This window comes from Mesorhizobium sp. WSM2240, from assembly GCF_040438645.1.
Taxonomy (GTDB): domain Bacteria; phylum Pseudomonadota; class Alphaproteobacteria; order Rhizobiales; family Rhizobiaceae; genus Allomesorhizobium.
Genome location: NZ_CP159253.1, coordinates 1,368,043 through 1,381,504, shown reverse-complemented (window position 1 = coordinate 1,381,504; position 13,462 = coordinate 1,368,043). Strand labels below are relative to the sequence as shown.

At 64.4% G+C, this 13,462-nt stretch carries 11 protein-coding genes and 2 pseudogenes; 3 read left to right on the top strand and 10 right to left on the bottom strand.

Annotated features, from left to right (window positions below; genetic code table 11):
- Positions 1-6: 6 nt before the first annotated feature.
- Positions 7-1,050, bottom strand: a complete 1,044-nt coding sequence (locus ABVK50_RS06570) for a sugar-binding transcriptional regulator (RefSeq protein ID WP_353642326.1) — start codon at positions 1,048-1,050, stop codon at positions 7-9.
- A 127-nt stretch (positions 1,051-1,177) separates the two neighbouring features.
- Between ABVK50_RS06570 and ABVK50_RS06565 the strand changes: the two genes are divergently transcribed.
- Entirely contained in the window at positions 1,178-2,002 is an 825-nt protein-coding gene (locus tag ABVK50_RS06565; RefSeq protein WP_353642327.1) for a hypothetical protein, read from the top strand.
- Here ABVK50_RS06565 and ptsP read toward each other — a convergent pair.
- The 5 genes and pseudogenes from ptsP to ABVK50_RS06540 all read right to left on the bottom strand — a co-directional run bounded on the left by ptsP (position 1,999) and on the right by ABVK50_RS06540 (position 6,779).
- Positions 1,999-3,984 (bottom strand): phosphoenolpyruvate--protein phosphotransferase, encoded by a 1,986-nt coding sequence (ptsP, locus tag ABVK50_RS06560; RefSeq protein WP_353642328.1) that lies wholly within the window; start codon positions 3,982-3,984, stop codon positions 1,999-2,001. The genes ABVK50_RS06565 and ptsP overlap by 4 nt on opposite strands.
- Positions 3,985-4,038: 54 nt before the next feature.
- Positions 4,039-4,419: a PTS glucitol/sorbitol transporter subunit IIA gene (locus ABVK50_RS06555; RefSeq protein ID WP_353642329.1), complete on the bottom strand. Its 381-nt coding sequence runs from the start codon at positions 4,417-4,419 to the stop codon at positions 4,039-4,041.
- Between the two features lie 74 nt (positions 4,420-4,493).
- Complete coding sequence (locus ABVK50_RS06550; protein WP_353642330.1) at positions 4,494-5,513, bottom strand: PTS glucitol/sorbitol transporter subunit IIB; 1,020 nt, start codon at positions 5,511-5,513, stop codon at positions 4,494-4,496.
- Positions 5,514-5,527: 14 nt separating this feature from the next.
- Entirely contained in the window at positions 5,528-6,286 is a 759-nt protein-coding gene (locus ABVK50_RS06545; RefSeq protein WP_353642331.1) for a PTS glucitol/sorbitol transporter subunit IIC, read from the bottom strand.
- Between the two features lie 56 nt (positions 6,287-6,342).
- Positions 6,343-6,779, bottom strand: a pseudogene (locus ABVK50_RS06540) (transcriptional regulator GutM).
- 193 nt (positions 6,780-6,972) lie between these two features.
- Here ABVK50_RS06540 and ABVK50_RS06535 point away from each other — a divergent pair.
- On the top strand, positions 6,973-7,614 hold the full coding sequence (locus ABVK50_RS06535; protein ID WP_353642332.1) for a hypothetical protein: 642 nt from the start codon (positions 6,973-6,975) through the stop codon (positions 7,612-7,614).
- Positions 7,615-7,723: 109 nt separating this feature from the next.
- Positions 7,724-8,422 (top strand): HAD family phosphatase, encoded by a 699-nt coding sequence (locus tag ABVK50_RS06530; protein ID WP_353642333.1) that lies wholly within the window; start codon positions 7,724-7,726, stop codon positions 8,420-8,422.
- Positions 8,423-8,611: 189 nt separating this feature from the next.
- Here the strand turns inward: ABVK50_RS06530 and ABVK50_RS06525 are convergent.
- From ABVK50_RS06525 to ABVK50_RS06510, 4 genes and pseudogenes are all read right to left on the bottom strand, one after another.
- Positions 8,612-10,067 (bottom strand): annotated as a pseudogene (locus ABVK50_RS06525) (pyruvate dehydrogenase complex dihydrolipoamide acetyltransferase).
- Positions 10,068-10,069: 2 nt separating this feature from the next.
- The gene (locus ABVK50_RS06520; protein WP_353642335.1) at positions 10,070-11,068 is read right to left on the bottom strand and encodes an alpha-ketoacid dehydrogenase subunit beta; all 999 of its coding nucleotides are present in this window, start codon (positions 11,066-11,068) and stop codon (positions 10,070-10,072) included.
- A complete protein-coding gene (locus ABVK50_RS06515; protein WP_353642336.1) occupies positions 11,069-12,103 on the bottom strand; it encodes a thiamine pyrophosphate-dependent dehydrogenase E1 component subunit alpha in 1,035 nt (344 codons plus the stop codon).
- 2 nt (positions 12,104-12,105) lie between these two features.
- Entirely contained in the window at positions 12,106-13,434 is a 1,329-nt protein-coding gene (locus ABVK50_RS06510) for an NAD(P)H-dependent oxidoreductase (RefSeq protein ID WP_353642337.1), read from the bottom strand.
- Between the last annotated feature and the right edge of the window lie 28 nt (positions 13,435-13,462).

Below are 13,462 nucleotides of genomic sequence, written 5' to 3'. Positions count from 1 at the left end.
AGGCCGCTACTGCCGCCCTTCCCGTGCCGTGTGCATCTCCAGCATCCGCCGCGCGCTTTCCTCGTCGGTAATCAGCACGGTCGGCGCGATCAGGTTCATTGCGCCAAGCAGCGCCTCGATCTTCTCCTGGCCGCCCGAGGTCAGTATGCGGATGGGCGCCTTCCGCAGCCGGTCGACATCCACCGACATGACCACGCCGTTGATCGGATGATCGACGATCCGGCCGTCAATGTCGAACGGGTGGAAGAGCACATCGCCGACCGCACCCAGCGCGATCAGTTCCTCGCGCTGGGTCTCCTTGAGGAAGCCTCCGCGATAGAATGTCGTCGCGGATCTAATGCCGCCGATGCTGAGCAGCACGGCGTCGAGATCTTCGGTCATGCGGAAGATGTCCTGCAGACCGCAGCGCTCGACCAGCGCGACCTTGGTCTCGACGCTGTCGACTACCGCCGGCGCCGGAATCAGGTAGCCTTCTCCCTGGAACACCTGCGCAAAGCGCCAGGCAAACTCCGCCGGATTGATCTGGCGCGCCACGCCCACGCCCCCGAGCAGCGAGATCACCTTGAAGTCGGGCAGCGCCTTGGCGCTGATGAAGGGCAGGCTCGAGAAAAGCGTTCTGCCCCAACCGACGCCGACCCGCATGCCGGACTTCATCGTATCGGACAAAAAGCTGCCGGTCCGGGCGGCGATTGCCGGGATCGGATCGGCGTCGGGAGTCGACAGCGGGGCGACGAACGCCTGCTGCAGCCCGAACGTCTTTTCCAGCTCGCGTTCCAATCTGACGATTTCAACCAGTTCGCTCTCTATGGCGATCTTCACCTCGCTGCGGGCACGCGCGTCCGCGAGCATGCGCACGATGGTGATGCGCCCGACGCCGAGCACCTCGGCGATCTCGTTCTGCGTCATCTGCTCGATGAAATACATCCAGGCCGCGCGGATCCGGAGGCGGTCGGTCCTGCTCTCGGCTACCTGCTGTTCGGCAAAGCCTGCTTCGCGCGCAGCGCCTCCGGTTCCGCCATTCGACCGTCGCTTCGCCAATTCGTCCCCCACTCTTTCGGCCTGCCGATTCTGCGCACTGGCGCAGTATCGCCTATTGATCTACCAATCTGTAGAACAATCTTGTGCATGGCGATGGGCGGAAGCGCCCGCCGCCGGGAGGAGTGCCGAGGCGACCTGAATGCTGCGACAAATTTCCGAAGATGTCCGCGTCAACCTCAAGGACCGGCTGCGGGACGTGCGCCACGTCATCCGCCAGAGCCGCCACGATCATGCGCGGAACGCCGCCCTCGAGGCGGAGGGACGTAATCCGCCTTCCTCGCCGGCCAAGGGCCTGGAGGATCTGCTGGGACATGCCGCCAGCGTCGTCGACGACGCCATGTCGCTCGCCGAATCGCTGGTGCCGCACGAACGACCGGCCAGCGCTGACGCCGCGACGGTCAGGAGCTTCGACCACTACTTCCGCAGCAATGGCCGCGGCGCCTCGCTGGACGGCGAGCGGGCGTTCCGGCGCGACATGTACTATCTCGCCAAGGCGATCGCGGCGAAGAAGACCACCGGCGCGCCGCGCATCTACGAAGCGAGCCTCGCCGCCGCGCATGCAGCGATGCGCAGGCTGCACGGAGATCTCATCGCCGAACTCGATATCGCTGCGGAGCCGGACGAGCGTGTAGCGGTAGCCGCGGCGCTCTGTGCGGCGCTGCTGATCGAACTCGTCGAGCATCGCCCGATTCGCTTCGTCGAGCATCGCCCGATTCGCTTCAATGAAGGCACGCAGGGCGGCGGCCGGAACCTCGATCTCGAAATCCGTTTCCTTGCGCCGCTTGCGCTGGCCTGCGGGCTTGCGACCATCGGCGCGGACGATCTGCCGGCGGCCGACATGCTGGAGATCACCATGCTTGCCGCGGATGTGCGCCATGACCGCATCGTCCAGGCTTACGGCAAGACGGACCGGCTCGGCGAATTGACGACCGTGTTCGCCGTGCTGCTCGCCCATCTGCCTTAGCCTCCGGCTGCCAGATCGGCGATCCGCTTCTTGGCGCGGGGGATCGAGGCCGGGCTCATGCTGAGTTCCGTCAGGCCCATGCGGATGAAGGCCGGGATGAGGTCGGGGCGGCCGGCGGCCTCGCCGCACATTCCCACCATGATGCCGGCTTCAACGCCGGCCCTCGTGGTCATCTCGATCGCCGACATCACCGCCGGGTTGGCGACATCGTTGAGTTTCGCCACGGTCGGGTTGAGGCGGTCGGCCGCCATGACATATTGCGTCAGATCATTGGTGCCGATCGAAAAGAAATCCACCTCGCGCGCCAGCGCAGGGGCTATGAGAACGGCGGCGGGCGTCTCGATCATCACGCCGAGCGGGAAGCTCGCATAAGGCGCGCCCTCCGCATCGAGTTCGGCGGCGCATTCACCGATCAGCGTTTTCGTTCGCCGCACCTCTTCTATGTCGGACACCATGGGCAGCATGACCTTGACGTTGGCGTGGACCGCCGCCCGCAGCAGCGCGCGCAACTGGCGTTTGAAGATGTCGGGCCGGTCGAGGCACATCCTGATTCCGCGCCATCCGAGGAAGGGATTTTCCTCCTCCGGAAATTCTATCCCCGCGATAGGCTTGTCGCCGCCAATGTCGAGCGTGCGCACGATTACCGGATGCGGCGCGAAGGCGCGCGCCAGCGCCGAATAGGTCTCGGCCTGCATGTCTTCTGAGGGCAGATGCATATGGCGCATGAACAGGAGCTCGGTGCGGAACAGGCCGACGCCCATGGCGCCCGCCTCCTTCGCGGCTTCGATCTCCTCCAGCGAGCCGATATTGGCAGCGACCTCGATTATCGTGCCATTCGCCAGTTTCGGCGTAAAATCCCTGAGCGCCGTCAGCGTCTCGCGTTCGACAGCGGCCTGGCTCACGCGCCGGGCGAAATCGGCGCGCGCAGTCTCGTCCGGATTGGCGATGACAATGCCGGCGTCGCCGTCGAGGGCTATTTCCTTTGCGTCACGCAGCGCATTCACGCGTTCGCCGAGGCCGAGCACGGCGGGTATGCCGTGCGACCTGGCGATGATGGCGATATGCGAAGTCGCGCCACCATGGCCGCAGACGACGCCGCCGACGCGCTTCAACGGCGCGCGCGCCAGATCCCAGGCGCCGATGTCGTCGGCGATCAGGATCGCGCCCTCCGGGATGTTTTCGAGGCTGACATCGTCCTGCCCAAGCAGTGCGAGGCAGATCTGCCGGCCGACGGCGTGGACATCGTCGGCGCGCGCATTCAGATAGTGGTCGTCGACGCCGCCGAATTCCGACGCGATTTTCGAAGTCGCGCTGATCACCGCCGAAACCGCGTCAACGCCCCTGACGACCAGCGTTTCGGCTTCGCCAGTCAAAATCTCGTCCGCGGCAATGTCCTTCAGGGCGGCGATGATGCCGCGGTCGCCCGCCGACAGGCTGTTCTCAGCCAGGGCTTTGTCCATGCGCCGCTGGACAGCGGCAATCGCCTTCCTCAGCCTTTCGATCTCGGCCGGAATTTCGCCGGTTGAAAGCTCGCTACCTTCCGCCCGGATTTCAGGCGGGAAATGCGCGAAGGCCGGCCCGATGGCAACACCCTCGCTCGCGGCGACGCCGCGTAACGTTCCATCCGCCACCGCTGCCGATTCCGGAGCTGCAACCGGCGCGGCCGGGGCTGATTCTGCGACGGCCGGAGCCGCGTCGCCCGGCGCGGGCACGTCGTCGTCGAGGCCGGATAGCGGATTTTCCAGATAGCCGATCAGCGCCTCGACTGCTTCGATCGCGTCGGCGCCCGTCGCCCGGATGGTGACCTCCTGGTCCTCCTTGACCCCGAGCAGCATCAGCTTCACCGAGCTTTTTGCGCTCGCCGCCTTGCCGGCCTTGATGATCTCCACGTCGGATTCGAAGCTCTTGGCGAGCTTGACGAACCGCGTGGCCGGACGGGCGTGCAATCCTTCATGCACTCTGACGATGGTCGAGCGTTCCATGGCGCATACTCTGTATTCGGGAACGCCACCGCTGCAAGCGGCGGCGCAGTCAGGTCAGGCGGCAATCTCGATGATCGCGTCGGTCTTCAGCGCGGCCACCAGCGATTCATGGTCGACCTTGGAGGCGCAGATTTCGCCCGGCCGTTCGGCTTCGCCCGCGCCGTTGAACGAAATCACCACATGGCCGATCTCGCGCACCTTGTTCCAGGCGGTCGGGCCGACCGCGGTGATCGTGGCCGACAGCGGACCGATCGCAATCGATGCGCCGGCTTGCGGCGCGCCGTCGCTTGGTCCCTGCTCCGTCTTGTGGAGCACGGAGACTTCCGCGAGTTCCGACGGCGAACCGTCCGCAAACAGGATAACCACGCCGCCTTCGGCGAGATCCGCAACTTCAGGCCCGATCTCCGTGATCCGTGTCCGCAAGAGAACTGTCATCGGCTTCTTCTTCCTTATCAGTACCTGCCCCGGCGAGCCTTTTGCAGGGTCGCCGGAGCAGAGTTTGAGTAGATCTAGAGCACGAACAGGCTAAATACCCATGCAATCAGCACGGACACCGGCCCCATGATCTGGCGGCTGATGAGGACCGCCGGGACGCCTATTTCGATCGTCTTGGGCTTGGCCTCGCCGAGCGCCAGACCGACCGGAACGAAGTCGCAGCCCACTTGGGTATTGTAGGCAAACAGCGCCGGCAGGGCCATTGCGGGAGAGATCGTGCCGTTCGCTATCTGCGGGCCGATAATGGCCACGCCGATGACCTGGGCAATGACCGCTCCCGGCCCCAGAATGGGAGAAAGGAACGGCAGACCACAGATCGCCGAGATGATCAGCAGGCCGACGATGTTGTTGGCCAGCGGTCCCATCGGCTGGGCCAGCACGTCGCCGATGCCCGTATAGAGGATCAAGCCGATGAGCATGGTCACGAAGGCCATGAACGGCAGCACGTTGCGGATCACCTGGTCGATGGTGCGGCGGCCGGCGTTGAAGAAGATGCCGACGACCCGTCCCATGACGCGGCCGATCGAGCTGATTAGCCCGACAAGCCCACCTTCGCTCTGGGGCGCCATGTCGGCCGCCCTGACCGCCGGCGAATCCGTCGGGGCAGGGCCGGTTCCCGTGGCCGCGCCCGCGGTCGTGACCGGCTCGGACCCGTCGGCCATGGCGATGTTGGCCGGCTTCACCCCCGAGACATAGATGTCTTCGGTGATGAACTGGGCAAGCGGCCCGGCCTGGCCGACCGGCGTCAGATTGACGGTCGGAATGCGCTTGCGCGGATAGACGCCGCAGCGGGCGGTTCCGCCGCAGTCGACGACGACCACCGCCATTTCGCTTTCGATGGGCGGCGCCTTGAAGCCGTCGACGGCTTCCGCCCCGGTCATTTCGGCGATCAGCTTCGCAACGGGGTGGATCCCCCCGCCGGTCACCGACACCACTTTGTTGCGCTGTTCAGTCGGCTGTATGACGAGCGGGCCGCCCCAGCCGCCGGAGCCGCGGGAGATCTTTACGGCCTTGTATGTCTTGGTTACGTCCATATCGTCCTCCCTGGCTACAGCTCGACGCCCTGGCGGCGCGCCATGATGGCTGTGATGCGTTCGGTCAGCATGCCCTTGAGCAGGATGACAATGAGGCCGACGATGGCGTACCAGATGGCGACGTTGATGTGGTAGCCTGACGGGACCGCGCCGCTGCGCTCCAGTTCGAGAAGCGCCACGAGCACGCCGCCCCAGACGAAATATTCGCCCGGATTGATGTGCGGGAACAGGCCGAGCGGCGGATGAACGTAAGACACCGCCGCATCGTAGAAGGCTGGCTTGTGCTTTTCCTCGAGGAACGACCCGAAGGTGTAGGCCATCGGGTTGGTCAGGAAGAACACCGCCAGCAGCGGCAGCAGTGTATAGCGGGTCAGCGCGATCTTGCCCGCCCCGCGAGCAAGCCCGTGCACGCGCTCTTCGCCGACCAGTTCGGTGATTGCGTAGAACGCCGTCATCAGCACAACGAGCGTCGGAATGATGCCGGTGACGAAGCCGGCGAAAACCTCGCCGCCCTTCTGGAAGATGCCGATGAAATACTTGCCGATGGCGGTGAGCCAGCCGAGCTGCTCCTCCTGCTGGACGTTTTCCAGCTTCTGCCTGAATTCGTCGACGCTTATGCCGCCATCGGCCTGGGCGAGAACGACAAGATCGTTCGCACCGTGCCCGACGGCGAGCTTGCCGTGCAATGCACCATCCGAAACCATCGAACCCGCGATATGCAGGTTCTGTACGGCCATGTCGGCATGCTGCGCCAACATAGAAACTATGGACATTTCTCCTCCTCTTCTCAGCCCTTGCCGGCTTTATCCCCCCGGCTCGCGGCAGTCCTCTATGCGCGTGCTGTGTTCAAGCCGGACAGGCCGGCTCTTTGACCGGCTCCGACCGCGCGCGGTCGATCTGCTCGATCGCCCGTTTCACGGCCTCGGCCACACCGGGTTCCCCCTCACCCATAACCGCGGGATCGGACCGGAGCTTGTCGAGGGCGACGCCCTCGAATTCCTCATGTCTCTTGAACTTGGCGAACACCGAGCGCCCGGTCATCGCCAGGAAGCGGCGCACGATCAGATCGGGCGTCACCACGATCAGCACGATGGTGCCCTTGCCGAAGCGGCCGCGATGGTTGCCGGCGCCGACGAAACCGTCACTGTATTTTTCGGTGATGCCTTTGAAGACGCCTGAATAGTGCCGCATCTGGACCCAGACGCCGAGCGACTGAAGCGCCCAGACCACTACCAGCAGCAGCAATCCCCATTGCCAGATCGCCATATTTCTCCTCCTCCCGAGGATTTGCCGAACCACACCAGACCCGGCACCGAACGGCTTCAATTAGAGAACATTTGTTTCCTGCGATGTCAATATGTATGATAACGCAGCATTTGGAACCCGCCACAAAGCGGTGGACTCATTTGGTTTATCAGGCAGGCGTGCTAAATTCTTCCGGAAAAGGATGCCCCGAACAATGGATTTGCGGTTCAAGGACGAATTGGCCCTGATGCCCGACCTTCGGCATCGGCTGCGGCAGTTGCGCTGGTTCAGGGCGACGTTCCGCGCCAGCGCCAAAGAGGTCTCGGCAACTTACGGCCTGCACTTCGAGATCGACGAGACGAAGCTGACGCGGGCGTTTCTCGACTGGGTCGAGATCATGGAAGCGCAAAAGCGCTTCGCCCAGGTGGACCGGGCCGATTTCATCGTCTTTGCAGCCGGGCTGGTTTTACGCGAATTGATTCGACAGGAGCCGGCGCGGCTGGTTTCGGGCATCGACAGCCTCAACGAGGACGCCGCCAATGCGGAGGCGCTCGAAATCGTCCGCTTCTGGCCGGAGGGTTTTCTCTATACCAATTACTGCGTGTCGGCGATCGCGGCGATCTACGAACAGGAATTCGGCCGTGTACCCACGATCGACAAATGCGCCGACGATTTGCGCACCTGGTGGTCCTATCGCGAGAACGTCACCGAGATGCCCGCCTATGCCGTCGCCTTCCTGGACCGTTTCCTCGGCGCCGAGCCCAACTGGATCGCGCCCGACCGCGCACAGGCCCGGCAGGCCATGCAGCGGGCGCTGGGCGCATCGCGCCGCGGCGGCGTCATAGCGCAGCTTTGATTGCCGCTAGTCGGCGGAGTCTCGGCCAGGCTGCATCCCCCAGCTATTGAACATCTGGCTCTTTGTGGATAGCGATGTACGCGATTTTTGAGTTGTCCGGGAGAATTGTGTGACAGGATCGAAGCTGATCATTTTCGACTGCGACGGCGTCCTGGTCGACAGCGAACCGTTGGCGGCGCGAGCCTATGAGCGCGTCTACGAAAAGCACGGCATGAGCGGGGTCGGCGCCGACATCATTGCGCAATGCGTCGGCATGAAGCAGTCCGACATCATCGTCCGGATCAGGGAACTGACCGGCCACCAGTTTCCGGAACACGCGGGCGACGACATCTGGGCCGAGACGAAAATCCTGTTCACCGAGGAGTTGAAGCCGACCCAGGGCATCATGCCGTTCCTGGATTCGCTTGCAGTCGAACGCTGCGTCGCGTCCTCATCGTCGGTCGAGCGCATTAACCACAGCCTTGGCGTTACCGGGCTGGCGCGGTTCTTCGGTTCGTCCATCTACAGTTCTTCGATGGTCAGGCGCGGCAAGCCCGCTCCGGACATCTTTCTCCACGCCGCCGAAAAAATGGGCGCGAACCCGGCGGACTGCGTAGTGATCGAGGATTCTCCATTCGGCATCGAGGGCACGATCGCTGCCGGCATGACGGCCATCGGCTATACGGGCGGCGGCCACACCTATCCCGAACACGGCGCGCGCCTGACGGCTTGCGGCGCGGTGGCGGTCTGCGCCGACTGGAATAAAGTCGGGCGGCAGCTCGCGATGCGAGGTTTTCTCAAGGAGGGCGCCGGAGCGGCTGCGGGTTAGCGCCCCAGTTCCCCTCCCCCTTGCGGGGAGGGGTTAGGGTGGGGGTGGTTCCGTCAGGCTCGCGACCTTTCGTCCAGGCGCCTGCCAGCGGCATCCGCTCTCCGTCCACCACCGAGCCTAGCGTCACCACCCCCACCGGGCCTCCGGGCCACCCTCCCCGCAAGGGGGAGGGTCTCGCGTCGAGCGTCCTCACAACAGCATTCCCATCGGGTTCTCGATATAGCGCTTGAATGCGCTGAGAAGTTCGGCCCCGAGCGCGCCGTCGACCGCGCGGTGGTCGGTCGACAGCGTCACAGACATCATCGTCGCGATCTTGATCTCGCCGTTCCTGACCACCGCCCGCTCCTCGCCCGCGCCGACCGCCAGGATCGTCGCGTGCGGCGGGTTGATGACGGCGGCAAAATCCTTGATGCCGAACATGCCGAGATTGGAGACGGCCGTGGTGCCGCCCTGATATTCCTCCGGCTTCAGCTTTTTGTTGCGGGCCCTTGCCGCCATGTCCTTCATCTCGTTGGAGATGACCGACAGCGTCTTTTCGTCGGCCTTGCGCACGATCGGCGTGATCAGGCCGCCGGGGATGGAGACGGCGACGCCGACATCGGCATGTCTGTGCTGGACCATGGCGCTCTCCGTCCACGAGACGTTGGCGGTCGGCACGTCGCGCAGCGCCAGCGCCATCGCCTTGATGATCAGGTCGTTGACCGACAGCTTGTAGGCCGGGACCTCGCCCTTGTCGGTCTTCTTGACCGGGGCGGCGGCGTTCAGCTGCGACCGCAGCGCCAGGAGCGCGTCGAGTTCGCAGTCGAGCGTCAGATAAAAATGCGGGATGGTCGACTTCGCCTCGACCAGCCGGCGGGCGATGGTCTTGCGCATATTGTCGTGCGGGACGAGTTCGTAGGAGCCTTCGGCAAAGAGCTTCAGCGCATCTCTCTCCCCCTTGCAGGGAGGGTGGCCCGAAGGGCCGGGTGGGGGTGGTGAAACCTGGGCCGACTGTGAAGCGGAACCACCCCCTCCGCCTGCTCCGCAGACACCTCCCCCGCAAGGGGGGAGGAAGGCGCGCTGGCGACCGCCTTCTCCACATCGGCCTTGATCACACGGCCACGCGGGCCAGAGCCGATCACCGCCGCAATGTCGATCCCTGCTTCCCGCGCCAGGCGGCGGGCAAGCGGCGTGGCGCGGACAGTTCCGCTGCCAATCTCCCCCTTGTGGGGGAGATGTCCGGCAGGACAGAGGGGGGCAACGTAGGACGCACCCCATTTCCGGTTTGCCCCTCAGTTTGGGCCTGAGACGCCAGAGGGACAGCGCCCCCCTCTGTCGCCCTCGGCGACATCTCCCCCACAACAAGGGGTGAGATTGGAGCTTCTTTCTTCGCCGCCTCACCACTACTTTCGGCGGTCGCATCCTCTCCCGCCTCGTAAATCCAGGCCACCGCCTCGCCGACCGGGATGTCCACGCCTTCCCTGCCGGTGATGTCGCGGATCGTGCCGCTGGCGGGCGCGTCGATTTCCATGGCCGCCTTGTCGGTCTCGATTTCGAAGAGCACGTCGCCCTTTTTTACCGCCGCGCCCTCTTCGACGAACCAGCGCGAGATCTGGCCGGTTGCCATGTCCATGTCGACCTTGGGCAGGATGACCTCAACCGGCATTCTCAGCGCGTTCCCTGGACCAGGCCGCGCGCGGCCGCGACGATGTCGGGAACCTGCGGCACCGTCGCCTTTTCGAGTTCGGGATTGTAGGGGATCGGCGTTTCCGCCCCGCCCAGGCGCACGATCGGCGCGTCGAGATAGTCGAAGGCCTCGCTCTCGGCGATCATGGCGCTGACCTCGGCGCCCACGCCGAGCGTCTTGACCGCCTCATAAACGCAGAGCAGCCGCGACGTCTTCTTGACGCTGCCGATGATCGTCTGCTTGTCCATCGGCCGGATGGTTCTCAGATCGACGACCTCGACATCGATGCCCTCCGCTTCCAGCGTTTGCGCGGCTTCCAGCGCCTTGTGCACCATGATGGAGGTAGCGACGATGGTCAGGTCGCGGCCTTCGCGGCGGATTTCCGCCTTGCCGATCGGAACGGTATAATGCCCTTCCGGCACCGGGCCCTTCATCTTGTAGAGCAGCTTGTGCTCGAAGATCATCACCGGATCGGGATCGTCGATCGCCGCCAGAAGCATGCCCTTGGCGTCGTGCGGCGTCGCCGGCTGGATCACCTTCAGGCCGGGCACGTGGCCGAGCCACGCTTCGAAGCTCTGGCTGTGCTGGGCCGCGGCGCCCGTGCCGGAACCGGCGGGAAAGCGCATCACCACCGGCACCGAGACCTCGCCGCCCAGCATGAAGCGCATCTTCGCCGCCTGGTTGACGATCTGCTCCATGGCGAGCGTGGCGAAATCGGAGAACTGGAACTCGAAAATCGGTCGCATGCCGGTCATCGCCGCGCCGACCGCGACGCCGGCGCCGCCGAGTTCGGAGATCGGCGTGTCCATCACCCGCTCAGTGCCGAAGCGCTCGACCAGATCGCCGGTCACCTGAAACGCGCCGCCATAGACGCCGATATCCTCGCCCATCAGAAAGACACGCTCGTCAGCCTCCATGGCGAGCGCCATGGCCTCCTGGATCGCCTGGGCGTAGCTCAGTTCGCGAACCATCGCGTCCATTCAAGCCGGCTCCGTATAGACGTAGTTCTCGATGTCGCGGACGTCCGGTGACGGACTATCCTTGGCAAACTGGATGCCGTCGGCGATTTCCTGCCGCACCGCCTCGCGGATGGCCTCGACGCCCTTCCGGTCGATGATGCCGCATTCCTGCAACTCGTTTTCGAACAGCGTGATCGGATCGCGGTTGGACATCCAGTCCTCGATCTCCTCCTTGGTTCGATAGCGGTTGCGGTCGCTCTTGGAGTGACCACGATGGCGGTAGGTCTTGGATTCGATCAGCGTCGGCCCCTCACCGACCCGCGCCCGCTCCACTGCCCGGTGCGAGGCTTCCGCGACCTCGGAGAAGATGTTGCCGTTGACGATCACGCCCGGCATCGAATAGGCCGCCGCCCGCTCGGCGATGTTCTTCACCGCCGTCGACCGCTCGGTCGAGGTCGACATGCCGTAGCCATTGTTCTCGCAGACGAAGACGACCGGCAGCTTCCAGATCGAAGCCATGTTCAGCGCCTCGTGGAACGCGCCCTCATTGTTGGCGCCGTCGCCGAAGAACGACACCACGACCTTTCCGGTTTTCATCCTCTTGGCCGAGAGCGCGGCCCCGACCGCGATCGGAATGCCACCGGCCACAATGCCGTTGGCGCCGAGATTGCCCTTGGCGACATCGGCAATGTGCATCGAGCCGCCGCGGCCCTTGCAATACCCCGTCGTCTTGCCGAAGAACTCGGCGAACATCTTCTTCACCTCGGCCCCCTTGGCGATGCAGTGGCCGTGGCCGCGGTGGGTTGAGGTGATGTAGTCGTCGTTGCCGAGCGGCATGCAGACGCCCATGGCGCTGGCTTCCTGGCCGATCGACAGGTGCATGGTGCCGTGGATCAGGCCGCGCGTGTAGCACTCCTCCGCGCCCTCCTCGAAGCGGCGGATGAGATACATCTTGTGGAGCACCTGACGCAGTTGCTCCGGGCTGTACTCGCGATAGATGAAAGGCAGGTTGGCGCGCGCCGCCGCTTCCGGCTGGACCCGCTTCGGAGCAGCCATGCTCAGGCCTCCGCCATGCCGTAAACGAGTTTATCTTGGCGCGCCCGCAATTCGGCGATCTTCGATCCCGGCGCCGGGGCTGCATTAGCGTAGGTGAGAAGCTCGCCCTTCCTGATCGGAGCCTTTACCGAGCCGCCCTGCAGCAGCCCGCAGGGAACCGCCCTCGCCGCATGCGCCTCCGGCGCGGTCATGATCCAGGCGCGGTAGCAATATTCGCCGATCGCATCGAGTTTTTCGCCGGGCTGCATGTCCTTCTTGGCGACGGCGCAGACCTCGGCCACCGGCTTCGCCAGCGGCACCATGTCGGCCTTGCCGTAGAGCACGACCCGGGCGCAGGTCAGCGGTACCTCGAGAGAGGTCAGGTGATAGGGGCGATGAAAGGTAAAGTACGGACCCTTGCCCATCTTCAGATCTTCCATGCGCTCCGAAATTCTGGGATGCGACATGTCGGCCACCACGAAGACGCCGGGCGCAACACCCTTGCCGATCGTGTAGTCGACGACGCCGACCCTCGACAGCACTCCGCCGTCCTTCTGAGGCACCAGCACCTTGTTGAGCTCGCCAAGCGTGGCCGACGGGCCGTGCATGCCGGCCTTGTCGGGCACGAGCCCTGTCGCGTTGGCAATCGCCGCCATCTCGACCATGGTTTTCGAGCCGTCGACGAATTCGACCAGCATGCGCACATTCATGTGGCGGCGTTCCGCCTCCTCCTCGTAATCCGGAGGCGTGGCGTCGATGTTGAGCGGATTGTTCTTGCCCTTGCCGGCGGCGACGATCGGATGGCCCATGGCCGAGACGAATTCGATCAATTCCATGCAGGATGAAGGCTCGTCGCCGGCGCCCAGCGAATAGGTGACGCCGAGCCGGTCGGCCTCGCTCTTCAGGTAAGCGCCGATGGTCACGTCGGCTTCGACGTTCATCATCACGAGATGCTTGCCGTGCTCCATGGCGCGCAGGCCGATCTCGGCGCCGACGGCCGGAACGCCGGTCGCGTCGACGACCACGTCGATGAGATCGTTGTTGATGATCAGGTCGGCGTCGCTGGTGACAGCGATCTTGCCCCCTTCCATCGCGGCGGTCATGGCCGACGCATTGGACACCTCGCGCGAATGACCTGCTTCTCGGAAGGCGATGTCGACGGCCTTGCTGGCCGCCGGAACGTTCAATTCCGAAATCGCGCCGATCTCGATGCCCGACATATGCGCCACGCGGGTGACGATGTCGGTGCCCATTTCGCCCGAGCCGATAAGCCCGATGCGAATCGGCTTGCCCGATTTGCCCCGCTCATCGAGATCGCGGGCGAGCCCCGTCAAAGCTACATTGGAAGCCATCCCGACACTCCTCCTGATATCGCTAAGT

What these genes read in the sequence shown, in the direction of transcription:
- ABVK50_RS06565 (WP_353642327.1), top strand. Translation starts at nt 1,178, where the DNA reads ATGCTGCGACAAATTTCCGAAGATGTCCGCGTCAACCTCAAGGACCGG.
- ptsP (WP_353642328.1), bottom strand. Translation starts at nt 3,984, where the DNA reads ATGGAACGCTCGACCATCGTCAGAGTGCATGAAGGATTGCACGCCCGT.
- ABVK50_RS06555 (WP_353642329.1), bottom strand. Translation starts at nt 4,419, where the DNA reads ATGACAGTTCTCTTGCGGACACGGATCACGGAGATCGGGCCTGAAGTT.
- ABVK50_RS06550 (WP_353642330.1), bottom strand. Translation starts at nt 5,513, where the DNA reads ATGGACGTAACCAAGACATACAAGGCCGTAAAGATCTCCCGCGGCTCC.
- ABVK50_RS06545 (WP_353642331.1), bottom strand. Translation starts at nt 6,286, where the DNA reads ATGTCCATAGTTTCTATGTTGGCGCAGCATGCCGACATGGCCGTACAG.
- ABVK50_RS06535 (WP_353642332.1), top strand. Translation starts at nt 6,973, where the DNA reads ATGGATTTGCGGTTCAAGGACGAATTGGCCCTGATGCCCGACCTTCGG.
- ABVK50_RS06520 (WP_353642335.1), bottom strand. Translation starts at nt 11,068, where the DNA reads ATGGACGCGATGGTTCGCGAACTGAGCTACGCCCAGGCGATCCAGGAG.
- ABVK50_RS06515 (WP_353642336.1), bottom strand. Translation starts at nt 12,103, where the DNA reads ATGGCTGCTCCGAAGCGGGTCCAGCCGGAAGCGGCGGCGCGCGCCAAC.
- ABVK50_RS06510 (WP_353642337.1), bottom strand. Translation starts at nt 13,434, where the DNA reads ATGGCTTCCAATGTAGCTTTGACGGGGCTCGCCCGCGATCTCGATGAG.